The sequence below is a fragment of the Bradyrhizobium arachidis genome (genome assembly GCF_015291705.1).
In the GTDB taxonomy this organism is placed as follows: Bacteria; Pseudomonadota; Alphaproteobacteria; order Rhizobiales; family Xanthobacteraceae; genus Bradyrhizobium; species Bradyrhizobium arachidis.
In genome coordinates this window covers 3,548,128-3,571,737 of record NZ_CP030050.1, presented here as the reverse complement: position 1 = coordinate 3,571,737, position 23,610 = coordinate 3,548,128, and the positions used below count along the sequence as shown (strand labels likewise).

Below are 23,610 nucleotides of genomic sequence, written 5' to 3'. Positions count from 1 at the left end.
GAAAAGTGCGAAGCGGTTTTCCGAAAGATCATGCGCAAACAACAACCTAAAGCGCGATGACGATTCATCCTGATCTCATCGCGCTTTAGGTCCCTACTCCGCCATCTCCACATGCTTGGTAACGGAGGGACCGGCGAGCGGCCGCTCCTCCATCATGATCAGGCAGAACGCGGCGCCGGCCATCAGCGCGGTGGCGGCGCCGAAGACGTAGCGGAACGCGTGCCGCATGTCCTCGGTGGGAATCACGACGCCGGCAGCGGCGTGGTGCTCGCCGGCGAGCGGAATGTCGGCACCGAGCGCGATCAGCAGGATCGCGGCGAAGGCTGCGACCGTGAACGAGGACATCAGCGAGCGGAAGAAGTTCAGCGCGCCGGTGATGGTGCCGACCTGCGGACGGGCGACGGAATTCTGCAGCGAGACCACGCAGACCGGGAAGGTCGTGCCGAGGCCGAGCGCGAACGCAGCCATCAGCGTCAGCAGAGCCCATAGCGGCAGCGTCGTCAGCGTAAGGCCAAGGCCGCACAGCGCGGCCCAGGACGTGCCGATGATGGCGACGCGCTTATAGTGCTTGGCGCGCGCCATGGTGCGGCCGGCGATCGCCGCGCCGCAAGTCGAGACGGCCGCGAGCGGGATCAGCGCAAGGCCCGCCTCGCTGGCGCTGAGGTGATAGACGGATTCGTAATAGAGCGGCAGCTGGACCGTGAGGCCGGTGATCGCACCGAGCGCGCAGCCACCGGCCGCCAACCCGTAAGGCGCGACCGATCCGCCGAGCAGCGGCAAAGGCAGGAACGGCTCGTCGGCGCGACGCGCGTGCCAGACGAAGGTGACGGCGAGCGCGACCGCACCGCCGACCATCGCAAGCACGGTCGGCGACAGCCAGGGAAAGCGCGTGCCGCCCCAGGTCAGCACCAGCATGAAGACAACCGCGGAGGCCATCAGCAGCACGCCGCCAAGCCAGTCGACCTCGCGCTTGCGGTGGAATACCGGGATCTTCTTCATCTCCGGCAGCAGCAGCGCGAGGGCGGCGGCCGTGAGCGGCAGATTGATCCAGAAAATCATCGACCAGTGCAGATGTTCGGCGAACACACCGCCGATCACCGGGCCCAAAATGCCGCCGACCATCCAGACGCTGGAGAAATAGGCCTGGTATTGGCCGCGCTCGCGCGGGCTCACGACGTCGGAGATTACGGTCTGCACGACCGGCATGATGCCGCCGCCGCCGAGCCCCTGCAGGCCGCGCGCCAGGATCAGCATCGGCATATTCGGCGCGATCGCACAGAGGATCGAGCCTGCGACGAACAGGCTGAGCGAGGTGATGATCATGGCCTTGCGGCCGTAGATGTCGCTCAAGGTGCCGAACACCGGCGCAACGGCGGTCGAGGCGAGCAAATAGGCGGTAATGACCCAGGACAGGTTCGAGACATCCTGGAACTGGCGCCCGATGGTGGGCAGCGCGGTCGCGACGATGGTCTGGTCGAGCGCGGCCAGGAACATCGTCAGCATCAGGCTGATGACGATGGTGCGGACCTCGTCCGAGGTCAGCGCCGCGGGCGGCGAGATGGATGGCGCGTCATCGACGCTGATGACCTCGCTCGGAAGGCGGGAGAGCTCTTCGGCGATATCGTCGGGCAACGCCTGGATGTCGGCAGAACTGCTCTGCCGGTCGAACTTGTTCATCTCGATCGGACGTGGTGTGGCGGCACAACGCCGCGAAGGATTCGTTCTATGCAAGCAATCTAGAGAGCAAAATCCTTCCCAGGCAGGCACCGCGGCGCATGGGTGCATCCCGCACGGGGGCCATCCCGAACATGTGATCCCGCGCGCGGCGGATCAGTCCTTCGGGCGTCGCTTCAGGCGTGCCCGTTTCGGCAGCACGGCCGGCCATTGCACGATGTGGTCCTCGAGCTCCTCGTCCGGGATGTCCTCTTCGCTGCCCTCGACCCGGCCGCGCACGGAGACGCCGGCCTCATGCACGGTGTTGGGATCGCCGGAAACCAAAGGATGCCACCAATAGAGGTCGCGCCCTTCCGCGACGAGCTTGTAGCCGCAGCTCGGTGGCAGCCAATTCAGGGTACGGACATTGGCCGGGGTCAGGCGGACGCAGTCGGGAACCTTGGCGGATCGATTCGGATAGTCCTTGCAGGCGCAGGTGCCGGCATCGAGCAGCTTGCAGCCGACATGGGTGAAATAGATCTGGCCGGTGTCCTCGTCCTCGAGCTTGTTCAGGCAGCAGCGGCCGCAGCCGTCGCACAGGCTTTCCCATTCCTCCCCAGACATCTCTTCCAACGTCTTGGTTTTCCAGAAGAATCCTTCCTGGCCGGAAGGTCGTTTGGGAGCTGCGGTCATGCGCCTCAACAAGGTTCGAAAGAGCTACGGCTAACGCCATCTAGGGCGTGCGGCCAGGGTGCTGCAAGCAAGCCCCTCTCAAGGCCCGTAATGAACCGGGGTCAATTAGGCCTGTTGTTCAAAATAGCGAGCCTGACCATTGGTTTATAGGCCATGCTCGGCTAGAAGGAACAACAAGTCCCTCGGACGCTTGCCGGGCGCCTTGGGTTTGCCGCAACATTCCCTTAAGACGTCCCGGCGCCGCCCCGGCCGGGTGCTTGAACGCTATCGTACCGAGCCTCAAGGGTTCTAGGTGGTCCAGAACACACCATCCAATTGGAAGAGCAAGGTCCGGAATTTCTTCCTGGACCTCGATGCGCGCATCGACTCCTCGCTGTTCTCCTCGGCCAAAGGCATCCGCGAGCTCTATGAGCGCTACTCGACCTTCATGGACCGCTTCTATGTCGGGCGGTGGAAGCGCTGGGTGTTCATCGAGCCGCTATCGGAGGCCGCGACCCTCGGGCTCGGCGGGCTCGTGCTGCTGCTCACGCTCGCCATCCCCGCCTTCCGCGAGACCGCGGACGAGGATTGGCTGAAGAAGTCCGACCTCGCCGTGTCGTTCCTCGACCGGTACGGCAACCCGATCGGCAGCCGCGGCATCAAGCACAATGATTCGATCCCGCTGGAAGATTTTCCGGACGTGCTGATCAAGGCGACGCTCGCAACCGAGGACCGCCGCTTCTACGACCATTTCGGCATCGACATCGCCGGCACCGCCCGCGCGCTCGTCACCAACGCCCAGGCCGGCGGCGTCCGCCAGGGCGGCTCCTCGATCACGCAGCAGCTCGCCAAGAACCTGTTCCTGAGCAACGAGCGCACCATCGAGCGCAAGATCAACGAAGCCTTCCTCGCGGTCTGGCTGGAATGGCGCCTGACCAAGAACGAGATCCTCAAGCTGTATCTCGACCGCGCCTACATGGGCGGCGGCACGTTCGGTGTCGACGGCGCAGCGCACTTCTATTTCAACAAGTCGGCGCGCGATGTGACGCTGGCGGAAGCTGCGATGCTCGCCGGCCTGTTCAAGGCGCCGACGAAATACGCCCCGCACATCAACCTGCCGGCCGCCCGCGCCCGCGCCAACGTCGTGCTCGACAACCTCGTCGATGCCGGCTTCATGACCGAGGGCCAGGTGTTCGGCGCCCGCCGCAACCCCGCCTTCGCCGTCGACCGCCGCGACGAGGCTTCGCCCAACTACTATCTCGACTATGCCTTCGACGAGATGCGCAAGCTGGTCGACACGTTCCCGAAGTCCTACACCGAGCGCGTCTTCGTCGTTCGCCTCGCGATCGACGCCAACGTGCAGAAGGCCGCGGAAGACGCGATCGAGAACCAGCTGCGCCAGTTCGGGCGTGACTATCACGCCACGCAGGCCGCAACCGTGGTCGCCGATCTCGACGGCGGCATCCGCGCCATGGTGGGCGGCCGCGATTATGGCGCGAGCCAGTTCAACCGCGCTACCGATGCCTATCGCCAGCCGGGCTCCTCGTTCAAACCCTACGTCTACACCACCGCGCTGCTGAACGGCTTCACGCCGAACTCGATCGTGGTCGACGGCCCGGTCTGCATCGGCAATTGGTGCCCGCAGAACTATGGCCATTCCTATTCCGGCTCGGTGACGCTGACACAGGCGATCACGCGCTCGATCAACGTCGTGCCGGTGAAGCTGTCGATCGCGATCGGCCAGAAGGAACAGCCGAAGGCGCCGAACCCGGCCAAGATCGGCCGCGCCAAGATCGTCGAGGTCGCGCGCCGGTTCGGCCTCAAGGCGCCGCTGCCCGACACGCCGTCGCTGCCGATCGGCTCGGACGAAGTCACCGTGCTCGAGCACGCCGTCGCCTACGCGACCTTCCCGAACCGCGGTAAGTCGGTGACGCCGCATTCGGTGCTGGAGGTGCGCACCGGCGCCGGCGACCTCGTCTGGCGCTGGGACCGCGACGGGCCGAAGCCGAAGCAGGCGATTCCACCGAACATCGCCGCCGACATGGCCGGCATGATGAGCCACGTCGTGAGCGAAGGCACCGCTCGCCGCGCCGCGCTCGACGGCATTCCGACCGCGGGCAAGACCGGCACGACCAATGCGTATCGCGACGCCTGGTTCGTCGGCTACACCGGCAATTTCACCTGCGCGGTCTGGTACGGCAATGACGACTACTCGCCGACCAACCGCATGACCGGCGGCTCGCTGCCGGCGCAGACCTGGCACGACATCATGGTCGCGGCGCATCAGGGCGTCGAGGTCCGAGAGATTCCCGGCATCGGCATGGGCCAGAAGCTGCCGCCGCAGCCGAAGGATGCGAACGCGCAGGCCAGCGCGGCGCCGAAAGTGCTGGAGACCAAGCCCGGTCCGCCGCCGGTGCTGACCAAGCGCGGCGCCGACATCCTTGTGCGCGTCGAGAAGCTGCTCGACGACGCCGCCAAGACCGCGAACAAATCGGCGGCCGACGACAGCAAGCAGGCCAGGCCGTCGCCGTCGACGAGCGCGCTCGCCTTCCCGCAGAACTATGCGGAAGAGAATGCGAACGCATCTGGCCCGCGCAAGAACTGATCGACGTCCGTGCGGCTGATCCTGATCACATTGACGGCGCTTCTGCTCGCAACCGTGGTGGGCCTGGGCGCGACCTGGATGACGACGACGCGCGGCACCGAGATCGGCGCGCTGACGATCGGCCCCTGGACCGCGCGCCCGCGCACCGGCACCGCCGACGTCGACCCCTATTCGCGCGCCACCATCGTGCGCAACGGCGAGCTGCCGATCGGCACCGGCGACGGCGTCGCCTTCACCGCGACTGCCGACGACAAGAAGAAGGCGCTCGACGGCCGCTGCGACGTCGTCGTCTCCGGCGTGACGCCGCCGGCGCGGTTCTGGACGCTGACGCTCTACGACCGCAAGGGCCACCTCGTTGCCAACTCGCTGCAGCGCTACGGCTTCACCAGCCAGGAGATCGTGCGGTCGTCCGACGGCTCGTTCGAGATCCGCATCGCCTCGCGCTCGCGCGCCGGCAACTGGCTGCCGACCGGCGGCATCGAGCGCTACGCATTGATGCTGCGCCTCTACGACACGCCGGTCGGCGTTGCCACGCGCACCCAGCGCGATGCGCCGATGCCCACCATCAAGACGGTGGGCTGCTCATGATCCGCCTCATGTTCACCATCGTCGCGGGCGTGGTGCTGGGCCTCGTGGTCCATCTCGTCAGCGTGCTGGCGCTGCCGCGGATCGCGACGCAGGACGCCTATTCGCGGCTGACGCCGATGACCAAGCTCAACGGCGTCACCCAGCTTCCCCTCGCCGATCCGCAGACCTCGCCGATGCCGTTCATGGACCCGGCGTTTGCGATCGCGATCTGCCGCTATGACCTCGCGGGCGGCCCGCTCAAGCTGACGGTGCCGGTGAGCCAGGCCTATACGTCGGTGTCGTTCTACACCCGCAACGAGATCGCCTATTACGCCATCAACGACCGCTCGGCGGGCAAGAAGGTGATCGAGCTCGACCTGATGACCGAAGCGCAGCACAACGAGCTGCCCGAGGACGAAGAGGTCACCGCCGCCGACCGCCTGATCATCGACTCTCCCAGCACCACCGGCCTGATCGTGATGAAGGCGCTCGCCGCCGAGCCCGGCCTGATGCCGCAGGCGCAGGCCTCGCTCCAGACCGCAACCTGCGCGCCGCAGACCGAGCCGCCGGCCAAGGCCGAGGCGCCGCGCGGACGGCGCTGACGCGCGGCTGTTTCGGCCAGCTCAAAACAGAGTCCAAAAACAACCCCATGCACAGTAGAAGGCCGCTTTCCGGCCCATGCCCTGTGCTTGCGGCGAAGCCGTTGACGTTTCGGTGCAAAACATCGGTTCGGCGCAACAGCTGAGGAACAGTCGCCTGCCTCCGCAGTTTCCTCAACTGGAGGAAACACCGATGAAAACAGCAACCCTTGCTTTAGCGATGGTCCTGGCCTGCTCGACCGGCTATGCCTCGGCCCACAGCGCCAAACGCCATCATCATCACGGCTGGTTCAACTCAATGAACATGATGCACGGTCCCGGAAGGACGGCTGCACGTACCGACCCGAACGGGACGGCGGGCGGGCCGACGAGCGTCAGCGGCACCGGCTCGTCGAAGTTCGGAGGACAGATCCCGGGAGCCAGTGGCGCAGCCCGACAGTAAGTCCGCTGAGCTGACGCCTCAAAACTGAAAGGGCAGCGCCTTTCGGTGAGTTTGACACGTCGGGCAAAACACGGGCATAATGGCATCATCGAGAGTTCGTCACACCCGCACGGAGCAATCCGCTGCGGGTGTTTTCATTTGGGAGCACGGAGCGATCTCCAGGACGTAACGTCCCGAGCTTGCTCGTCGACGTCGCCCCCGCCCCGGAGGCGCGGACGCCGCCGGATGCGATAAACGGATGCCGGCGGAAGATTGAGCGCGGTCCGGCCGACCAGGCTCGCCTTCAGCCCGAGACGGTCAAGAATGGGCCGCGGCACCGGGCAGCGAGGTCCGTAGGTGAACTGATAGAGCGTGCTGCCCTCCTGCATGTGGCGGAAGACTCCCGTCAGGATCGCGATCACCTTGCGCGGCGACATCGACAGAAGCGGTAGGCCGCTGACGGCGGCAGAGGCCGGTGCCACGAACGGCTCGTATTGGGCGAGCTGGCGCGCATCCATCCAGAGCACACGCGCTCTTGGGAAGCGCTCCTGCAACAGGCGGACGAAATCCGAACCATATTCGATCAGCAGCAGGTCGCGCTCCGCGACGCCGCGCCGGAGCAGCGCCTTGGTGAAGATACCGGTGCCAGGCCCCAGCTCGATCACCGGCCCGGTCCCCGGCATGATCTCCTGCGTCATCAGGCGCGCCAGTGACTGGCCTGATGGCGCGATGGCGGAGACCTGCCAGGGATTGGACAGGTACGAGCGGAAGAACTGGAAGAAGTCTGCAACTGCGGTAGCGTTCATTGCGATCCTCTGTTTCCCGCTCGCAAGGAGCAGACGGGCCTGTCGAGAAAAGGGCTGGTGCGACTAAGATGCGATGTTGTGTTCTCTCGCCTCGCCCTGAGCAGCGTTGGAGAGGGATTCCCACGCTTCCCACGTCGCGAGGCGATCGGCATAGGCAGTGCGGGCGCGCGGCAGACCTTCGGTGCCGACGAAGAACCGCAATGGCGGATTCTCGGCGTCGACGATCTTCAGGATCGCATCGGCCGTCGCCTCCGGTTCGCCAAAAGCAAGCTTGGCGCCGGCGGCAAATACCTCCGCCCGCGTGTTGCTGTAGGCATTGATGACGGGCGAAATCCTGAGCGAGGCCGTGCTGGCGAACCCCGTCGCATAGGCGCCAGGCTCGAGCAGCGTGACTTTCAACCCGAGGTCCTTGACCTCCTGGGCCAGACTTTCATGGAGAGCTTCGATGGCGAATTTCGAGGCGTTGTAGAACCCGGTGATGGGCCCGGCGACGATGCCCGCAACACTCGACACGCCAATGATGTGGCCGCCGCCCTGCCGTCGCAGCAAGGGAAGCGCGGCCTGGATGACGCGCAGCGTGCCGAAGAAATTCGTGTCGAACTCGGCGCGGACATCGGCCTCGAGCGCCTCTTCGATCGCCCCGACCAGCGCGTAGCCTGCGTTGTTGAGCACGACATCCAGCCGTCCGAAATGCGCGTGAGCCCGGCTCACGGCATTCTGCACCGCGTGGGCATTGGTCACGTCCAGGGCCATCGGCAGCACGGCATCGCCGTAAGCTTCCGAGAGATCAGCCACGTCAGCCAGGATGCGGGCGGTGGCAGCCACCTTGTCGCCGCGCTTGAGCGCAGCCTCCGCCCAGATGCGACCAAAGCCGCGGGATGCCCCGGTGATGAACCAGACTTTGCCAGACATGCGATATCCTCGATGGATTGAGTTGGACTTACTCGGCAAGTCCTATCCTCGCTGGCCTCGATCGACAGTGACGAGGTGCGCCAACGAAGTTGCCGCAGGCGCCAAAAAGGGCGCAGCAACCGTCAGTGAATCTTGTTGCCATGCAGCTCGCGCCAGCGGCTCGGCGTCACGCCTTCCCAGTAGCGGAAAGCGCGATAGAAGGAGCTTGCGTCCTGATAGCCCAGGAGGCATGCGACCTCGTCGATGTCGGCGGTGGGATCCGACAGGAGTTGCCGCCCGAGCTCCTGACGCGCCTCGACGAGAAGCTCGCGGAAGCTCGCACCTTCGTCGGTGATGCGGCGCTGAAGGGTTCGCTCGCTCAAGCCGAGATCGCGCGCCACGTCGGACAATTCGGGCCGCCCGCTCGCAAGGCTCCGCTTCAGGACGACCTTGACCTGCTCCCTGACGGAGCTGCGCGCTTCCAGCTCGCCCAGGGCGGACGCCAATGCCGGCGTCAGGATTTCGAGGAGTTCCTTGTTGTGCCCGGGAAACGGACGATCGAGGTCTGCGGATTTCAGGACCAGCAGGTTTCGTGCCGCGCCATAGCGGATCTGGCATTCGAAATATTTCTGGTGGACGTCGCTCTTGGGACGAGGACGAACCAGCTCCACCCGCTTCGGCGTCAGGTGCTGTCCGGTCCCACGACGTCCGAGCTCGACCAGCGAGGCAAAGGTCACGTCGGTCGAAATCGCGGGCTCCGGATCAGTTGCATACGGCCACTCCGCCGCGACAACGCACTCGTCCTCGCCTTCCCTGACCTGCAGCTGCTCGGGCGAGCACAGCCGCTTGAAGCGCGCAATGCGGAGCAATCCGTCGCGATAATCCCTCGCATAGAACGCAGCGAGGCTCGACGGCGGATGCACCGCCGTCTCGACGCTCTGGACCAGCATCAAGCCGAGCCCCGGCTCCGGCTTCAGCTCCTCCAGCGCTCTCCAGAGCGCAAAATATTGCACTGTGGTGACCTGCCCCTGCTCGTTCAGGTGCAAGGTCGCCGGCAGTTTCGCCTGCCGCAACAGCACGGCCGGCGGCACGCCGATATGTTCAACGGCCTGCCAAAAGGCTCGGGGGACCTTGCATCTGTCTGCCGCTGTACCACTCATGAACAATCCTAGCGCATCTGGCTCATGATCACGCGGTCGAACAGGCGGTCGCCGAACCATTCGCGAATCTTGATCATGGGCAAGGCATATTTACCCGCAACGTAGCGGGTGCGCGGCTTCTGCTCCCTCACGGCCCTCGACACGACGCCGGCAATGACGCTCGGATTGGTGCCGCGTCCCTGTCCATAAGCCGCACGGGTCGATTTCGCGACGGCCTGCGTCAGCTTGGCGTAAGGACCTCCACCCGATCGTTTGAGCAGGCCATTGGCAACCACATCGCCAAACCCCGTCTCGATCAGGCCGGGCTCGACGACGACGACCTTGATGCCGAACGGAGCCAGTTCAAGTCGCAAGCAATCGGACCAGCCTTCCAGCGCATGCTTGGTCGCATGGTACCAGGCACCCAGGAGGGTGTAGATCTTGCCGCCCATCGAGGTGATGTTGACGATCGTGCCTGCGCGCTTTTCGCGCATCTTCGGCAAGAGAAGCTGCGTCAGGCGAGCGGCGCCGAACAGGTTCACCTCGAACTGGTAACGCGCTTCGTCGATGCCGACGTCCTCGACGGGACCGTAGAGGCCGAAGCCGGCGTTGTTGACGAGCACATCGACGCCATCCACCTCGCGCAGGATGGCATCGACCGTCGCCTGGATGTCGGACTCGCTCGAAATGTCCATTCTCAGGGACCTCGCCCCGAGCTTGACGAGATCATCCATCTTGTCGACGTGCCGCGCGGCGACGAAGACCTGGAATCCGTCCTTGATAAGACGCCTTGCGATTTCCTTGCCCATGCCGGAGGACGCTCCGGTGACGAGCGCCGTTCTCTTCGACTTGTCGAACATTTCAACCTCTCTTCGTTCCTGCCCTTATCCTGCGGCCTCCGTGGCAGGAATTGACTGACCAAGCACGCCAACAGACTTGCACAACACGCCAATCCTGACGACCGATTTGAGCCGCCGTATTCCCAAGAAAAAGCGCGGTACCCGCGACCGCGCTTTGGCAAGACAGTTCGGGGCTGGCGGAAATCCGTTCACCCGCGAGCGCGGTGGAATGTGCGGGTTTGTCCCATCGCCGGCAGCCCGAGATAGCCTCGGAGGTGCATCTTGCCGTCCTTGACGGTGGCCTTGCAGTTGTAGGTGCGGCCGGACGAGGCGTCATAGATCGTGCCGCCGCCCCACTCGCCATCCTCCCAGCGCAAGCCGGCGATGAAGACAATGTTCTTCAGCGACCGCGCACGCAGCGCGGGATCGGGGTTCTTGGCGTCCTTCTTGAAGGTCACGTTGTCCGCCTCCACGATCTCGTTGCCGTAGAGCATGCGCGCCTGGAATTCCGTTCCGCTCCTGAACATGTCGAGCTTCACCGTGCCGTCGTCCGCCTCCCATGTCCCGACGATCGCATCGGGGACTGGCACCTCGCCGTGCGCCATCGAAATCTGTCCGATGTTCACGGCTGCCATCAGCAGGAAGATGGCGGATCGACGGGAGTGAAGCGACGTTTGCATGGTGCGTTCCTTGGTTTGCGGTTGGGCGAGCGATCGAGGCGCTCGCAGGTCTCGCAAATGTCTCTAGATTTCGGGAACAGCGTTTGCAGCGGCAGAAGGCGCCAGCGGAATTGCGCGGTGCGCCAATCGATGCCGGCGCGGATTTGGATGGTCGGGCAAAACAGCCACACATGGCCATTATCGAAGGTCGGGCCAATCGACGGGTCCCCTTCGGATATTGACGGCTTCATCGCCAGCTGCCAGTTTCATGATCGGTAGTGTCCGCAAGGACTATTCAAGGGAATGCGGTGCGTCCGTCTCGACGGACAATTCCGCGGCTGCCCCCGCAACTGTAGGCGGATAGCCGACGACCAAACGAACCACTGGAGCCCCGTTCGGGCCTCTGGGAAGGCGGTCGAAGGCGATGACCCGCGAGCCAGGAAACCTGCTGCCAGCCATGAGTCACGCGCGAACGCATTGGGCGGGGTGCCCCGATGTCGGACAAGTAGCCGCTGCATCTGCCGCCTGGGGCGAAGGTAGATGACTAAGGCAACCGCGGTGACAGTTTATTTGCGTCGCCGCAGAGCGTTGTCGTGCAAACTCTTCATTCTCGTGCCGGCGTTGCGCCAGGCTATTCACGTGTTTTCCTGATCTCCCTGCTCTCTTCCGTGTCGCTGTCGGCGGCTGCGATCGCGCAGAGCGTGGACCGTGACAAGCCGCCCGTGGAGATCGGTCCAGTGACTGTCTCCCCGTCCACACCGAGGACGGCGCCTGCAATCAGCCCGGGCAACCAAAAGCCTCGGACCGCCCGCCGGGCCACGGGGCGAAGACCGACAGCACCGATCGCTGCAAGGCCCACCAACCCGCCCGCCGGCGACACGACACCGTTGAACACCGCCGCCGTCGCCGGGGTCTCCTCTCGCCTCGGCATTTCGGCCCGGGAGACGCCGGCGACCGTCGAGGTCATCAGCCAGCAGACCATGCAGGACCTGGGCATCCGGACCACCACCGACGTCGCAAAGGCGGCAGTCGGCGTGACTGGCGGCGATGCGCCCGGGGCACCCGCGATCTTCTCGATGCGCGGCTTTTCCGGCGATCAGCTCAACACCCTCTACAACGGCATTCCGATCGGGCCGTCGACCATGACCGGCCGTCCCATGGATGTCGCGGGCCTGCAACAGGTCGAGATCATCAAGGGACCGGACTCGCTGGTGGCAGGTCTTGGCGCAACCGGCGGCGCCGTCAACTACGTGACCAAAGCGCCGCATACCGGTCCGATCGTCAACGAAGCCTTCACCTCCTACGATTCCTTCAACGGCTATCGCGCCGGTTATGGTTCGGGCGGCTCTACGCTGATCGATGGCCTCGACTACCGCTTCGACATCAGCCATTTCAACGACAAGAGCTTCATCGAGGACAGCTACTCCAGGCTCAGCAATGTCTCGGGCCAGCTGAACTATCGCGTCAACGATAGCCTGAAGGTCTGGGGCGCAGCCGAATACAGGCAGGACAAGGACCGCTTCTACTGGGGCACGCCGATCGTACCGGCGAACGGGCCGGGCATCGTGCCGACGAATGGCATCGTCTCGGGGGTCTGGAGCAACTATTACCTCGGCGGCGGCACGCCAGTCCCGCCGACGATCGACGCGCGTACGCTGACCACGAGTTACAACGTGCTCGACAATCACAGCGGCGCCAGTGAGCTCTGGCTGCGCAGCGGCTTCCAATGGGACATCACCAACAGCATCTCGCTGCGCAGCCAAGTCTACGGCTATGACGCGCACCGGCACTGGTTCAACAACGAGATCTCGTCGTTCGACCAGACTGTCGGCAACTTCGCCGGCGCGCAGAGCATCTATCGCGAGCGCCTGGCGCTGGATCACGCGCAGCGGCTCTACGGCAACATCACCGACCTCACCGTCAATTCCAGCATTGGCGGAATGGACAACCGCTTCGTCGCGACCGTGGCGGCGAGCAACAACCAGTTCAACGTCTCGCAGGACACGCTGTTCTTCAACGACTACGTCGACCTGCTCAATCCCGACCGCGGGCTCTACGGCCCTCGCAGCGACGAGAAGATCTACACCCGCGTCAACACCGCCTCGTTGTCGTTCGAGGACCGGCTCAAGCTGACCTCGACCTTCGCGTTGATCGGCGGCATCCGGTTCGAGGACATCAAGCTGGACCGGACCCGCTTCTTCCCCGACGGCACGCTGGAGTCCGCGAAGGGGTATCCCTTCTCGACGACGTTCAATCCCGTCACCGGCCGCGTCGGCTACACCTGGGACATCACCCCGGGCGTGATGCTGTACAGCCAATACGCGACCGCGGCAGACCCGACGGTGGCCAACATCTTCATCCTCGCACCGTCCGTGCCGCTCCTGCTGACGACGTCGCGCACCTACGAGACCGGCGTCAAGGTGCTATCGGCCGACAAGCGGGCCGAGGCCACGTTCTCGGCCTTCGACATCCAGCGCAAGAACGTCTACGTCCCGGAGAGCGGCATCGTCTTCAACATCGCCGGCAAGATCGAATCCAAGGGCATCGAGATTGCGGCGGCGATCAACCCGATCGCCGGCCTGAAACTGTGGGGCAACGTCGCCTTCGTGCAGTCGCGCTTCATCGATTTCAATTATGTCGATGGCAATGGCGTATTCCAGTCCTATTCAGGCAAGACGCCGCCCAACGTGCCGAACTTCATCGCCAATGCCGGCGCCTCGTACCGGTTCGACACGACGCTGCCGGTCGAGATCGGGGGCCTGATGCGTCACGTCGGCGACCGCTTCAACTTCCAGGACAATCTGCTCGTCATGAATGCCTACACCACGTTCGATGCGTTCGCGTTCGTCGACATCCCGAAAACATACTTCCCGGGGGTGGACCGGACGCGGATTTCATTCCGGGTCAGGAATTTGACGAACAAGCTCTACGCGGCCTGGGGCGACCCGGGTTACACCGACCAGATCGTCCTCGGCGCGCCGCGCAGCTATGAGGTGGCGGCTTCGTTTCGATGGTGAGGAAGCTGAGGCAACATCGTGGATGAGAACCATCAGGATCTCATTGCCACCGCAGCGCCAACCCATTCCTAATGAATAATCTGGCCGAGGAACGCCCTCGCCCGCTCCGTCTCCGGCGCACGGAAGAAGGTTTCCGGATCGGCCTCCTCGACGATGGAGCCGCGATCCATGAACACCACGCGGTCGGCGACCTCGCGGGCAAAGCCCATCTCGTGGGTGACGCAGACCATGGTCATGCCGTCGCGCGCGAGCTCCACCATGGTCTCCAGCACCTCCTTGACCATCTCCGGGTCGAGCGCGGAGGTCGGCTCGTCGAACAGCATGATCTTCGGCTGCATGCACAGCGCACGCGCGATGGCGACGCGCTGCTGCTGGCCGCCGGACAGCTGCCCCGGATATTTGTGCGCCTGGTCGTGGATGCGCACCTTGCGCAGGAAGCCGAGCGCACGCTCCTGCGCTTCCGCGCGGGACAGGCCGCGCACCTTGATCGGCGCCAGCATGCAGTTCTCGACCACCGAAAGATGCGGAAACAGGTTGAAGCTCTGGAACACCATGCCCACTTCGCGGCGGACGCTGTTGACGTCGCTCATCCGGTCGGTCAGCTCGACGCCGTCGACGACGATGCGGCCGCCGTCATGCTTCTCGATATGATTGATGCAGCGGATCAGCGTCGACTTGCCCGAGCCCGAAGGACCGCAAAGCACGATCTTCTCGCCCGCAGCGACATTCAGGTTGACGTCGCTCAGGGCCGTGAAGGCGCCGAACCGCTTCACCAGATTCTCGACGGTGACGATGGAAGCGGACCGATTGGCCTCGTTCCCGTTCATCTGCTGAAGCATTTGCTCCCTCCGAAGGTTTCGCTTGTCTATCGGCGCATTCCCGCAATCGCATAGCGCTTGCGCAAGGATGCCACGCATTGCGATGCCACAGAGCTGATCGCGAGGTAGACCACCGTGATGACCAGATACATCTCGACGAGACGGCCGTTGAGCTGCGCGAGCTTGGAGGCTGCGCCGAGCAGATCGGTGAGCGACAGCACGTAGACCAGCGAGGTGTCCTGGAACAGGATGATGGTCTGGCTCAGGATGATCGGGCTGGCGACACGCAGCACCTGCGGCAGGATCACACAGCGATAGGTGTCGAAGGTGGACAATGCGAGCGCCTGGCAGGCCTCGAACTGTCCCCGGTTCACCGCCCGCAACCCGACGCGGATGATCTCCGAGTAATAGGCGGCCTCGAACAGACCGAACGTGATGAACGCGGTCCAGGTGGCGCCGATCGGAATCGGGCGGCCGTTACCGGCGAGATGGCCGAGCACGATCGGCACCAGGAAGAAGAACCAGAACAGGACCAGGATCAGCGGGATCGAGCGCATCAAGGCGACATAGCCGCGCACGAGCTTGCCAAGCACCGGCACTTCGAAGTGCTGCGCCAGGGCCAGACAGGTGCCGAGGATCAAGCCGACCACGAAAGCCACTGCGGTCAGCGCCAGCGAAAACAGCAATCCCGACCAGAGATAGGGCCAGGCCTGAGCAACGATGGAGAAATCGAGGCTGTTCATTTCACGACCTCCATCGCATCGGGCAAGGAGCCGACCTGTTCGGCGGCCTGCATCGACGCCGGTTCGACCGCATCCTCTGCGTGCCCCGTGCCCGGAACGCGCACGGCCCTGTCGATCAGCGCCATGCCCTGGTAGGCGATGAGCGCCAGCGCGAGGTAAACAAGCGTCGCAGCGCCGAACGCGGTGAAGGTCTGGAACGTCGCTTCGCTGATCTGCCGGGCCTGTGCCGTCAGCTCCATCAGCCCGATCGTGAGAGCGACGGAGGTGTTCTTGTAGATGCCCATCACCTCGCTGGTCAGGCTCGGGATGATCAGGCGCAGCGCCTGCGGCAGGATGACGTAACGATAGGTCAGATAACCGCCGAGCCCGAGCGCGCTTGCCGCCTCGACCTGTCCATTCGGCAGCGCCTCGATCCCGGCGCGAACCTGTTCGGCGATCCTGGCCGCGGTGTAGAGGCCGAGGCACACGAGCGCCGGGAAGAACGATCCCCACGGCGGGGGAATCTGCTTGATGGCGTTTCCGAGCGCGGCGGGGAGGATCTCCGGCAGCACGAAGTACCAGAGGAACATCTGCACCAGCACGGGGATGTTGCGGAAGATCTCCACATAGAGCCGCGCCAGGGCCGCGACGATCCGGCTCTGCGCGGTCCGGCCGATGCCGACGATGACGCCGACGGCAAAGGCGATCCACCAGCCGAAGAACGCCAGCGCCAGCGTCCAGCCGAGGCCCGACAGCAGCCAGTCGATATAGCGCTGGCCATCCGCCGTCTGCTCAAAAAGCACTGTGAACATGGCGAACCTCGAAGCTCAGGGTGCGAGCAGTTCTGCGCGATGCGCTCCGCTATTGCCTAGTCGACCGCATCGCTGGGATGTGCGATCCGTTCCATCAGTTCGTCCGTCAGCGGGAACGCGAGGTTCTCGCCTTTGGGCGGGATCGGCTTGGTGAACCATTTGGCATAGGTCTTCTCGAACTGGCCCGACGCCATCTGCTTGGCAAGAACGTCATCGACCAGCGCCTTGAAGCCTGCATCGCCTTTCGTGAACATCAGGCCATAATAGATCTTGGCATAGCCCTCGGGGAGGAAGATCAGCGCGTCGGGTTTCGGAGCGGCGGCCTTGAGGCCGGCGAGCAGGATATCGTCCTCCATGAAGGCGGCCGCGCGGCCGGTGTTCAGCATCAGGAAGGATTCCGCATGGTCCTTTGCCTGGACGATGTTGAAGCCGAGCTGCTCCTTCGCATTGACGCCTTGCGCAAAGCCCACGGCATTGGAGCCCTGGGTGACGACGATGGTCTTGCCCTTCAGATCGCGGGCGGTCTTCAGGCCGCTGTCGGCCTTGACCAGCCAGCGCGGCTGGCTGACGAAAGTGGCGACGGAGAACGAGACCTGCTCCTGGCGCTTCCTGTCATTCGCCGTGCCGCCGCATTCGATATCGACCGTACCACTCTGGATCAGCGGGATGCGGTTGGACGAGTTCACCGGCGCATAATTGACGCCGAGGTTCGGCAGATTGAGCTCCGTCTTGATGCGCTCGACGATGCCGGCGCAGAGGTCCAGCGAAAAGCCGATCGGCTTCTGATCTGGACCGAGATAGGAGAACGGGATGGAGGCCTCGCGGTGGCCGATCGTGATGGCACCGCTCGATTTGATCTTGGCAAGCGTCGGACTGTCGGCTGCGACCGCAGGGCCTGTCAAGGCGGCGATGGCCGCAAGGCCGGACAGAACGCTCAATACACGCGCAAGACTCGTCATGTGCATCTCCCCTCTGAAGAACAGCCTAGGCGGCCCTGGATGACGGCTTCACGCCGCGCCGCTTGATGACATCGATCAGGCGATCGACATCGGCGAAATTGTTGAACATCCCGAACGACACGCGAATGCCGTCGCGCTCCGGCGAGACGCGAACGCCGTTCTGCTCGAAATGACCGAGCCATTCGGCGGCAGGCAGCGCGATGACGTAGATGTGCGGCGCGCGATGCTGCCGCGCGCGGGGGCCGACGAGACGAACGCCCAGCGCATCGAGCCCGGCGATGAGATGATCGCCGAGGTCGAGACAATGGTTCTGGATATTCTCGACGCCCAGCGCTTCGATCATGTCGAGCGAGGCACCGAGCGCATGGATCGCCGGAAGATTGAAATTGCCGAGCTCGAAACGGCGCGCGCTCTTGGCGAGATCGAGCTTGTCAGGGCGAGCAATCAGATCGGCCGGGACTTCCGCAAGGCTGGCGGCCGCGAGATAAGCCGGCTCCAGCTCGGTCCTGGATTTGTCCCAATAGAGGAGCCCAAGGCCCTGCGGCACGAGCAACCCCTTGTGGCTGCCCGACCCGACGAAGGTCGCGCGCATGGCCTTGGCATCGATCGGCACGACGCCGATCGCCTGCATCACGTCCACGACAAAATAGAGCCCCTTCTCCGCGCAGAGGGCGCCGATGCTTTCGATGTCGAAGCGATGGCCGGCGTGGAAGGTGACTTGCGACATCGAGATCGCCCGCGTGCCGGCATCGATGTAGGGACGAACGCTCTCGGCGTTCACGACCTCCGTCATCGGCACGAACTCGACCGTCACGCCCTTGCGTCGCAGATTGAGGAAGGCATAGGCGTTGTTGGGATGATCGCCATGGATCATCAGGACCTTGTCGCCGGCGCGCAGCGGCAGCGCGTTGGCGGCGATGTTCATGCTTTCCGAGGTGTTCTTGGTGAAGGCGATCTCATCGGCCGACACGCCGAGAAACCGCCCCAGCTTTTCGCGGGTCTGCTCGACACGATCGAGCCACACGCTCTTGGGGCCAGCCGTCTCGAGACCTTCGCGCAGGAACTGATCGATCGCCGCCTTGACCGGTCGCGCCAGCGGCGTCTGGAAGCCGGAGTCGAGATAGGTGATCCGCTCGACCGCCGGAAACTCCTTCCGCACAGCATCAACATCGAAGTGGCCAGACATCCCATTCTCCCGGCCCGGCAGGGCTCGTTCTGCGTTGCACAAATCCTGTTCATCGTTTGGCAGCGCCGACGATATGGGCAACCAGCGGCGCCCTCCAAGTTAATTTTCATATTTCAATAGTTTTTATTCCGAAAAATGATAATTATTTGCGTCCGATCAGGAGAAGCAGATGTCGCAAGCCAGCACCGACGGACCGCTCGACCGCGCTTTCGCGATCGTCGGTTACGTCGCCGGTCAGACCAGAGCGGCCTCGGTCGCGGAAATCGCCGGTGCGCTGTCACTGCCGCTGCCGACGGCGCACCGGCTGATCGGCAATCTCGAGCAGCGCGGGCTGCTTCAGAAGGCGCTCGGCACGAAGCGCTACGTCGTCGGCAATCAACTGGTCACGCTGTCCGCCAAGGTCATCGGCGCAGCCTTCCGGACCGCGCGCCGGCATGCCGTGCTCCGCGCGGTCGCCGCGGAGATCGGCGAGCAGTGCGAGATCGGCGTCGTGCGGGACAACGTCGTTGCTTACGTCGACAGCGTCCGCGTGTCACAGCCGCAGGGGCTCCAGTTCAATCCGGGCGAAGCGGCGCCGCTCCACTGCACGTCGACCGGCAAGATCTACATGAGCCGACTGCCTGAACGGGCGCGCGAAAAGCTGTGCCGCGCACTCGCGCTCACCAAATACACGGAGACAACGATCGTCGATGTCGACAGCCTGATGAAGGTCCTCGACGAGACCCGCAAACGCGGCTGGGCCAAGACCAATGAAGAATATGTGCGCGGGGTCGTCGGCTGCGCCGTGCCGATCCTGTCTCCGGATCGCGAGCTGATCGCGTGCCTCGGCGTCTCCGTTCCCGTGGCACGCGTGAGCTTCGTCGAGCTCGACCGGTTCATCGCCCCACTTCAGAAAGCCGCAGCGCTGCTGTCGGAGACGATCCTTCAGGCCGACGAGGATGGCGCAAGCGACCCATCCTGACGGAGATGCGATTTCTCGCCCGGCAGTGATTGACACAATAATTAGTTTTCACTAATCATAAGCGATGACTAATTATCGCTTGAATTGGCCGCTGAATGGCAATCCCCGCAGGCATGACCTGGAGCGGGTGGCTCGCGATGGCTAAGGACAGCGCGCAACTCGCCGCTCTTGGCGATCCGACCCGCCGGCAGATATTCGAACTGGTGGGCGCACGGCCTCGCACGGTCGTTGAGATCACGCGAGAGCTCACCGTTTCGCAGTCGGCCGTATCACAGCATCTCAAGGTGCTGCGCGAATCTCGTCTGGTTCGTGCCGAGCCGAAGGGTGCCAGCAACGTTTATCACATCGATCCGGCAGGGCTCGGCCAGATGCGCGCGTGGCTCGACCGGTTCTGGAGCCGCACGCTGGCAGCCTACAAGGAAGCCGTCGAAAAACCATCGGAGGATAAGCAATGAACGCACGCATATCGGCCGCGCCGGTCAAGCATTCTATCGTCGTCGAGGCGCCTATCGAGCGCGCGTTCAAGGTCTTCACCGAAGACTTCGGCAGCTTCAAGCCGCGCGAGCACAATCTGCTCGCCGTTCCCATCGCAGAGACCGTGTTCGAGCCTCGGGTGGGCGGACACGTCTATGATCGCGGCATTGACGGCAGCGAATGCCGCTGGGCGCGGGTGCTGGCGTTTGAACCGCCCCATCGCGTGCTTCTCAGCTGGGACATCAGCCCGCGCTGGCAAATCGAGACCGATCCCGACAAGACCAGCGAATGGGAGGTGCGGTTCATCGCGGAGACGCCGAGCCGGACCAGACTGGAGCTGGAGCACCGCCACCTCGAACGGCATGGCGAAGGTTGGGAAGGCGAGCGCGCAGCCGTCGAGAGCGACCAGGGTTGGCCGCTCTACCTTCGGCGGTTTGCCGAGCGCATCGCCCGCGAGGCCTGACTCTCGCTTGTTCAATGCGACGCGAGCGTCGATGACGGAGATCGGTATGGCGGCCTACTCGTACAGCATTGCAGGGGTGCTTCTGCTTTGCCTCACGTCCATCGTGCTCGCGGTGCATTCAGGATCGTCCAAAGGCCGGGCCGGGGCACTCTCCGGCCCTGTCCTGCCGGCGGATGACGACAACCCGCTTTACCGCATCGATCGCGTCCACATGAACGCGGTCGAGGCGTTGACGCCATTCGTCGTCCCCGCCGTGCTGGCGATGATGGTCGGCGTCAGGCCGGCTGTGCTTGCAGCGCTGGTATGGGTCTACGTCGCGATCCGTCTGGCTCACGTTGCAATCTATTTGCGTGGCGGCGACGCCGCCAAAGGCGGCAGCGTCAGAACCATCCTCTATGTTGCAGGAGCGCTCGTGACGATCGCGCTCATCGTCACGACCATGGTGGCAGCCATTCGCTGAGGCACGGTCGAATTCCGCCTCGTCCACGCCCCTTCCCGGATCAGTTCTTCGCGCTCGCGGTCTTGTCGAGCGCGGCGCGCAGGCCGCCGGCGAGCTTGACCGCGTCATCGTTGGCCCAGAAGTGCATGAAGAAGAGACGCGGCTGCTCGTCCAGCATGTGACTGTGCAGCGCCGTCACGGCGATGCCGTGCGAGCGCAGCGCCGTGATGACGGGGTTGACCTCGTCGCCGGCCAGCACGAAGTCGCCGGTGATCGCGGCCTTGCCGCCGCCGGTCGGCTGGAAGTTGATGCCGGTTGCAAGACCCAACGGTGCGGCGGGGCTGAGCTGCATGCCGTCCTCGCTGACTGGATCGCGACGGGGAACATTGAACTGGTAGACGCCGCCATTGGCCTGGCCCTTGACGCCGATGATCTGGTCGAGCTGCGCCGTGTCGAGATCGACGGCGGGCGGAGGAGCCGCTGGAGGCGATAGCGACAGCGGCGTCTTGCTTTCGGCGAGCGCGTCTTTCAGGGCGGCCGCGATCTTGAGGGCATCGCCGTGCCCGGCCACATGCATGTAGAACGTCGCCGGGCTCGCGCCGAGCAGATGGTTATGAACGGCCGTGATCTCGAGCCCGTTTCCGATCATCTTCAGCATCACCGGATTGATCTCGGATTCGAGCAGCACGAGATCGCCCATCGCCATGACGCCGCCATGCGCGGGCTTGAACGCGACCCAGCCGCCGAGCGCCAGCGCGGGCTTGATGGTCACGCCGTCGAGCGTCACCGCAAGATCGGCGCGCGGGAAGCCGTAGCGATGCACATCGCCGGTGACGGCCGCCTTGCGGCCGAGCGCTTCATCGACCTTCTGCCAGTCGATGTCCTGCGCATGAGCCGCCGCGATGAAGCCGGCGACGATGCCGATCAGCGCCGCGCAGGCGCTGGCGCGCCGTGCCGCATTGGGAAGCCGAGAAGATTTTCCGGATGAGATCGTAAAAAATGACATGCTACGCCCCTGGTGAAGATCAGGACGCGATGCTTGGGCATGTCGCCTCACGGGGAGATCGCACATCCCCGATGCCTTAACGTAGAAACCCGGACCGCCGGGCTGTCAACCGGAGCATCCCGCGAAACCGCCGGATGGGCGTCACGAAGAGTTCACCGCGGGAATGGAACCGACGCTCTCTTGAAATCCTGCGACCAATTCTCGGTGTGGGGACGATGCAGACTCCCCGTGAGACCCAGGTCCAAGCTCTGCGCAGCACGCAAATTCGTGGAGCTTGCGCATGGACACCGAACGACACTCCTCTCACCGACCTGCTATCGCCATCCTCTCCCGCGGAGACGCTGCCGCGCGTCGCGACGCCACAGCGCAGAACAGCCGCTTCGTCCGCGTCTTCGAGGCCCTCGCTGCGCTTGGCATCCCGACACGCATCGCTGCGACACGGCCGCGAGCTTCCGCGAGGAGTTTCCGCCGCGGCTTCGGACGAGCGGCCCGCGCGTGCTGAAGCAGAACCGCGGCAATGGCGGCCAGGGCGTCTGGAAGGTGGAGGCATTGGCCAATACTGACGGCATGGTTCGCTGCTACGTGCCAGGGTCGCAGGTTTCGGGCACCAGAAGATCAAGGCCCTGATCCCGCCGCCGCCGGGGGGACCGGACTCGCCCGAAGCCCAGCCCGGCCCGCGGATCATGCATGGACCCGACGCTGCGCAATTCCAGGCGCTGCGGCGAGCGATGGAGGACGAATGGACGCCGCAGATGATGGCGACGCTCGGCATCGATGAGCCGTCATTGCCGGTGATCTGGGACGCGGACTTTTTGTACGGACCGCGCGATGCCACGGGCGCCGACACTTACGTGCTGTGCGAGATCAACGCGAGCTCCTGCTTTGCGATCCCCGAGGAGGCACCGGCCGCGATCGCGCGGACAGTGAGGCAATGCCTTTTGCTGAATCAAAAAGCTGGCGCCGGCGGATAGAGACCGTGGCGAGCGTGCGCCCTGCAAGGCGCGCGCTCAATGCCCTCCGCATCGGCAGCGCTCGTAATCCGCGGGATCGTGGCTGTTGACGATCCTCACGCGATCACCGTGGCTCAGCTTGAGCGCACGCAGCCGGGCCTGGTTGGCGATCCGCATCTTGCGGTCCATGTCGCCCTTGCGCTGAAAATAGCCCAGCATCAACGGCACGCGCGGCGGTGAATCGAGCTGGGCGTGATGGAAATAGCTGTCGCCGGCATGCAGCAGCCAGGTGTCGCCAGAGCGCACAGCGATGCCGCAATGGCCGAGCGTGTGACCGGCGAGCGGGATCATCAGCACGTCCGCTTCCTGGTCGCCGAGCGCGCGCACGCCCTTGAAGCCGAACCAGTCCTCGCCGGCTTCGCCGTAAAACGCCCAGCGCGGTCCATGGCTCCACTGCCCCGTGACGTAGCGCCCCTGCGGCGGCGCCGGTTGGCGCAGCACCGCCATGTCGTATTCGGCGCGGTGAACGTGGATGGCGGCCTGGGGAAAGTCGGGTACGCCGCCGGCGTGGTCGCGGTCGAGATGCGTCAGCAGCACGTGACGCACGTCGCTTGGCGAATAGCCGAGCGCCTTCACCTGCTGCACCGCCGTCTCCGCCGGATCGAGTTTGGGCGCGGTCTGCCGCAGCCAGCGCCGACCCAGCCGGTCGGGCGTTGCGATATCGCCAAGGCCGATGCCGGTGTCGACCAGAGCAAGCCCGTCATTGGTCTCGACCAGCAGGCAATGGCAGACCAGACGCGCACGCTGGAACAGGCTGCCGGTGCCGTTCACCAGGCGGCGGCCGACCGGGCACATCGTGCCGGTGTTGAGATGGTGGATTTTCATGGATGACCCTCGCCTGCTCTGACAGACGCATCCTTGTCATTCGCTGTGTCATAGGTAAAATATCGAA

The 23,610-nt window shown here is 64.4% G+C and carries 23 protein-coding genes, 1 pseudogene and 1 riboswitch; of the genes and pseudogenes, 10 read left to right on the top strand and 14 right to left on the bottom strand.

Going from position 1 to position 23,610, the window contains the following annotated elements:
- Window positions 1–93 precede the first annotated feature (93 nt).
- Both WN72_RS16460 and WN72_RS16455 read right to left on the bottom strand, forming a co-directional pair.
- Entirely contained in the window at window positions 94–1,677 is a 1,584-nt protein-coding gene (locus WN72_RS16460; protein ID WP_092217130.1) for an MDR family MFS transporter, read from the bottom strand.
- A gap of 153 nt (window positions 1,678–1,830) precedes the next feature.
- Window positions 1,831–2,346: a YcgN family cysteine cluster protein gene (locus WN72_RS16455; protein ID WP_092217131.1), complete on the bottom strand. Its 516-nt coding sequence runs from the start codon at window positions 2,344–2,346 to the stop codon at window positions 1,831–1,833.
- Window positions 2,347–2,638: 292 nt separating this feature from the next.
- On the opposite strand from WN72_RS16455, the gene WN72_RS16450 reads away from it, so the two are divergent.
- The 4 genes from WN72_RS16450 (at window position 2,639) to WN72_RS16435 (ending at window position 6,538) form a co-directional block, all read left to right on the top strand.
- Entirely contained in the window at window positions 2,639–4,930 is a 2,292-nt protein-coding gene (locus WN72_RS16450) for a transglycosylase domain-containing protein (RefSeq protein ID WP_027558792.1), read from the top strand.
- Between the two features lie 9 nt (window positions 4,931–4,939).
- Window positions 4,940–5,518: a DUF1214 domain-containing protein gene (locus WN72_RS16445; RefSeq protein ID WP_027558791.1), complete on the top strand. Its 579-nt coding sequence runs from the start codon at window positions 4,940–4,942 to the stop codon at window positions 5,516–5,518.
- The gene (locus tag WN72_RS16440; RefSeq protein WP_092217132.1) at window positions 5,515–6,099 is read left to right on the top strand and encodes a DUF1254 domain-containing protein; all 585 of its coding nucleotides are present in this window, start codon (window positions 5,515–5,517) and stop codon (window positions 6,097–6,099) included. The genes WN72_RS16445 and WN72_RS16440 overlap by 4 nt, the downstream gene beginning before the upstream one ends.
- A gap of 190 nt (window positions 6,100–6,289) precedes the next feature.
- Window positions 6,290–6,538: a hypothetical protein gene (locus tag WN72_RS16435; RefSeq protein ID WP_141262966.1), complete on the top strand. Its 249-nt coding sequence runs from the start codon at window positions 6,290–6,292 to the stop codon at window positions 6,536–6,538.
- Window positions 6,539–6,672: 134 nt separating this feature from the next.
- On the opposite strand, the gene WN72_RS16430 is transcribed toward WN72_RS16435, so the two are convergent.
- The 5 genes from WN72_RS16430 to WN72_RS16410 form a co-directional block, all read right to left on the bottom strand.
- A complete protein-coding gene (locus tag WN72_RS16430) occupies window positions 6,673–7,323 on the bottom strand; it encodes a class I SAM-dependent methyltransferase (RefSeq protein WP_051377989.1) in 651 nt (216 codons plus the stop codon).
- A gap of 63 nt (window positions 7,324–7,386) precedes the next feature.
- The gene (locus WN72_RS16425) at window positions 7,387–8,235 is read right to left on the bottom strand and encodes an SDR family NAD(P)-dependent oxidoreductase (protein WP_092217133.1); all 849 of its coding nucleotides are present in this window, start codon (window positions 8,233–8,235) and stop codon (window positions 7,387–7,389) included.
- Window positions 8,236–8,357: 122 nt separating this feature from the next.
- Window positions 8,358–9,374, bottom strand: coding sequence for an AraC family transcriptional regulator (locus WN72_RS16420; RefSeq protein ID WP_092217195.1), 1,017 nt, complete (start codon window positions 9,372–9,374; stop codon window positions 8,358–8,360).
- 8 nt (window positions 9,375–9,382) lie between these two features.
- On the bottom strand, window positions 9,383–10,213 hold the full coding sequence (locus WN72_RS16415) for an oxidoreductase (RefSeq protein WP_092217134.1): 831 nt from the start codon (window positions 10,211–10,213) through the stop codon (window positions 9,383–9,385).
- Window positions 10,214–10,401: 188 nt separating this feature from the next.
- Window positions 10,402–10,872 (bottom strand): DUF2147 domain-containing protein, encoded by a 471-nt coding sequence (locus WN72_RS16410; RefSeq protein WP_027558786.1) that lies wholly within the window; start codon window positions 10,870–10,872, stop codon window positions 10,402–10,404.
- Between the two features lie 238 nt (window positions 10,873–11,110).
- Window positions 11,111–11,318, top strand: a riboswitch (cobalamin riboswitch).
- Between the two features lie 126 nt (window positions 11,319–11,444).
- Here WN72_RS16410 and WN72_RS16405 point away from each other — a divergent pair.
- Window positions 11,445–13,868: a TonB-dependent receptor gene (locus WN72_RS16405; protein ID WP_092217135.1), complete on the top strand. Its 2,424-nt coding sequence runs from the start codon at window positions 11,445–11,447 to the stop codon at window positions 13,866–13,868.
- 68 nt (window positions 13,869–13,936) lie between these two features.
- Here WN72_RS16405 and WN72_RS16400 read toward each other — a convergent pair whose 3' ends face one another.
- The 5 genes from WN72_RS16400 to WN72_RS16380 are packed head-to-tail and all read right to left on the bottom strand — an operon-like array spanning window position 13,937 to window position 18,365.
- Entirely contained in the window at window positions 13,937–14,707 is a 771-nt protein-coding gene (locus WN72_RS16400; RefSeq protein ID WP_283807146.1) for an amino acid ABC transporter ATP-binding protein, read from the bottom strand.
- Window positions 14,708–14,733: 26 nt separating this feature from the next.
- The gene (locus WN72_RS16395) at window positions 14,734–15,429 is read right to left on the bottom strand and encodes an amino acid ABC transporter permease (protein WP_092217137.1); all 696 of its coding nucleotides are present in this window, start codon (window positions 15,427–15,429) and stop codon (window positions 14,734–14,736) included.
- The gene (locus tag WN72_RS16390) at window positions 15,426–16,220 is read right to left on the bottom strand and encodes an amino acid ABC transporter permease (RefSeq protein WP_092217138.1); all 795 of its coding nucleotides are present in this window, start codon (window positions 16,218–16,220) and stop codon (window positions 15,426–15,428) included. Before WN72_RS16390 ends, WN72_RS16395 begins: the two co-directional genes overlap by 4 nt.
- 56 nt (window positions 16,221–16,276) lie before the next feature.
- Window positions 16,277–17,179, bottom strand: a complete 903-nt coding sequence (locus tag WN72_RS16385; RefSeq protein ID WP_167380912.1) for a transporter substrate-binding domain-containing protein — start codon at window positions 17,177–17,179, stop codon at window positions 16,277–16,279.
- Between the two features lie 25 nt (window positions 17,180–17,204).
- On the bottom strand, window positions 17,205–18,365 hold the full coding sequence (locus WN72_RS16380; protein WP_092217140.1) for an aminotransferase class V-fold PLP-dependent enzyme: 1,161 nt from the start codon (window positions 18,363–18,365) through the stop codon (window positions 17,205–17,207).
- Window positions 18,366–18,534: 169 nt separating this feature from the next.
- On the opposite strand from WN72_RS16380, the gene WN72_RS16375 reads away from it, so the two are divergent.
- The 4 genes from WN72_RS16375 (at window position 18,535) to WN72_RS16360 (ending at window position 20,723) form a co-directional block, all read left to right on the top strand.
- A complete protein-coding gene (locus tag WN72_RS16375; RefSeq protein ID WP_027558779.1) occupies window positions 18,535–19,326 on the top strand; it encodes an IclR family transcriptional regulator in 792 nt (263 codons plus the stop codon).
- Between the two features lie 137 nt (window positions 19,327–19,463).
- Window positions 19,464–19,781, top strand: a complete 318-nt coding sequence (locus WN72_RS16370) for an ArsR/SmtB family transcription factor (RefSeq protein WP_027558778.1) — start codon at window positions 19,464–19,466, stop codon at window positions 19,779–19,781.
- Window positions 19,778–20,263, top strand: a complete 486-nt coding sequence (locus tag WN72_RS16365) for an SRPBCC family protein (RefSeq protein ID WP_092217141.1) — start codon at window positions 19,778–19,780, stop codon at window positions 20,261–20,263. The genes WN72_RS16370 and WN72_RS16365 overlap by 4 nt, the downstream gene beginning before the upstream one ends.
- Window positions 20,264–20,294: 31 nt before the next feature.
- Window positions 20,295–20,723: an MAPEG family protein gene (locus WN72_RS16360; RefSeq protein ID WP_244553794.1), complete on the top strand. Its 429-nt coding sequence runs from the start codon at window positions 20,295–20,297 to the stop codon at window positions 20,721–20,723.
- A gap of 40 nt (window positions 20,724–20,763) precedes the next feature.
- Here the strand turns inward: WN72_RS16360 and WN72_RS16355 are convergent, their stop codons facing one another.
- Window positions 20,764–21,708 (bottom strand): DUF1259 domain-containing protein, encoded by a 945-nt coding sequence (locus WN72_RS16355; RefSeq protein WP_092217142.1) that lies wholly within the window; start codon window positions 21,706–21,708, stop codon window positions 20,764–20,766.
- A 280-nt stretch (window positions 21,709–21,988) separates the two neighbouring features.
- Between WN72_RS16355 and WN72_RS16350 the strand changes: the two are divergent.
- Window positions 21,989–22,679 (top strand): annotated as a pseudogene (locus tag WN72_RS16350) (Cj0069 family protein).
- A 36-nt stretch (window positions 22,680–22,715) separates the two neighbouring features.
- On the opposite strand, the gene WN72_RS16345 reads toward WN72_RS16350, so the two are convergent.
- Window positions 22,716–23,543: an MBL fold metallo-hydrolase gene (locus tag WN72_RS16345; protein ID WP_092217143.1), complete on the bottom strand. Its 828-nt coding sequence runs from the start codon at window positions 23,541–23,543 to the stop codon at window positions 22,716–22,718.
- Between the last annotated feature and the right edge of the window lie 67 nt (window positions 23,544–23,610).

Excerpts from the sequence above, each read along its gene's own strand:
- WN72_RS16460 (WP_092217130.1), bottom strand. The coding sequence starts at position 1,677 with ATGAACAAGTTCGACCGGCAGAGCAGTTCTGCCGACATCCAGGCGTTG.
- WN72_RS16455 (WP_092217131.1), bottom strand. The coding sequence starts at position 2,346 with ATGACCGCAGCTCCCAAACGACCTTCCGGCCAGGAAGGATTCTTCTGG.
- WN72_RS16440 (WP_092217132.1), top strand. The coding sequence starts at position 5,515 with ATGATCCGCCTCATGTTCACCATCGTCGCGGGCGTGGTGCTGGGCCTC.
- WN72_RS16435 (WP_141262966.1), top strand. The coding sequence starts at position 6,290 with ATGAAAACAGCAACCCTTGCTTTAGCGATGGTCCTGGCCTGCTCGACC.
- WN72_RS16430 (WP_051377989.1), bottom strand. The coding sequence starts at position 7,323 with ATGAACGCTACCGCAGTTGCAGACTTCTTCCAGTTCTTCCGCTCGTAC.
- WN72_RS16425 (WP_092217133.1), bottom strand. The coding sequence starts at position 8,235 with ATGTCTGGCAAAGTCTGGTTCATCACCGGGGCATCCCGCGGCTTTGGT.
- WN72_RS16420 (WP_092217195.1), bottom strand. The coding sequence starts at position 9,374 with ATGAGTGGTACAGCGGCAGACAGATGCAAGGTCCCCCGAGCCTTTTGG.
- WN72_RS16415 (WP_092217134.1), bottom strand. The coding sequence starts at position 10,213 with ATGTTCGACAAGTCGAAGAGAACGGCGCTCGTCACCGGAGCGTCCTCC.
- WN72_RS16410 (WP_027558786.1), bottom strand. The coding sequence starts at position 10,872 with ATGCAAACGTCGCTTCACTCCCGTCGATCCGCCATCTTCCTGCTGATG.
- WN72_RS16400 (WP_283807146.1), bottom strand. The coding sequence starts at position 14,707 with ATGCTTCAGCAGATGAACGGGAACGAGGCCAATCGGTCCGCTTCCATC.
- WN72_RS16395 (WP_092217137.1), bottom strand. The coding sequence starts at position 15,429 with ATGAACAGCCTCGATTTCTCCATCGTTGCTCAGGCCTGGCCCTATCTC.
- WN72_RS16390 (WP_092217138.1), bottom strand. The coding sequence starts at position 16,220 with ATGTTCACAGTGCTTTTTGAGCAGACGGCGGATGGCCAGCGCTATATC.
- WN72_RS16385 (WP_167380912.1), bottom strand. The coding sequence starts at position 17,179 with ATGACGAGTCTTGCGCGTGTATTGAGCGTTCTGTCCGGCCTTGCGGCC.
- WN72_RS16380 (WP_092217140.1), bottom strand. The coding sequence starts at position 18,365 with ATGTCTGGCCACTTCGATGTTGATGCTGTGCGGAAGGAGTTTCCGGCG.
- WN72_RS16375 (WP_027558779.1), top strand. The coding sequence starts at position 18,535 with ATGTCGCAAGCCAGCACCGACGGACCGCTCGACCGCGCTTTCGCGATC.
- WN72_RS16370 (WP_027558778.1), top strand. The coding sequence starts at position 19,464 with ATGGCTAAGGACAGCGCGCAACTCGCCGCTCTTGGCGATCCGACCCGC.
- WN72_RS16365 (WP_092217141.1), top strand. The coding sequence starts at position 19,778 with ATGAACGCACGCATATCGGCCGCGCCGGTCAAGCATTCTATCGTCGTC.
- WN72_RS16360 (WP_244553794.1), top strand. The coding sequence starts at position 20,295 with ATGACGGAGATCGGTATGGCGGCCTACTCGTACAGCATTGCAGGGGTG.
- WN72_RS16355 (WP_092217142.1), bottom strand. The coding sequence starts at position 21,708 with ATGTCATTTTTTACGATCTCATCCGGAAAATCTTCTCGGCTTCCCAAT.
- WN72_RS16345 (WP_092217143.1), bottom strand. The coding sequence starts at position 23,543 with ATGAAAATCCACCATCTCAACACCGGCACGATGTGCCCGGTCGGCCGC.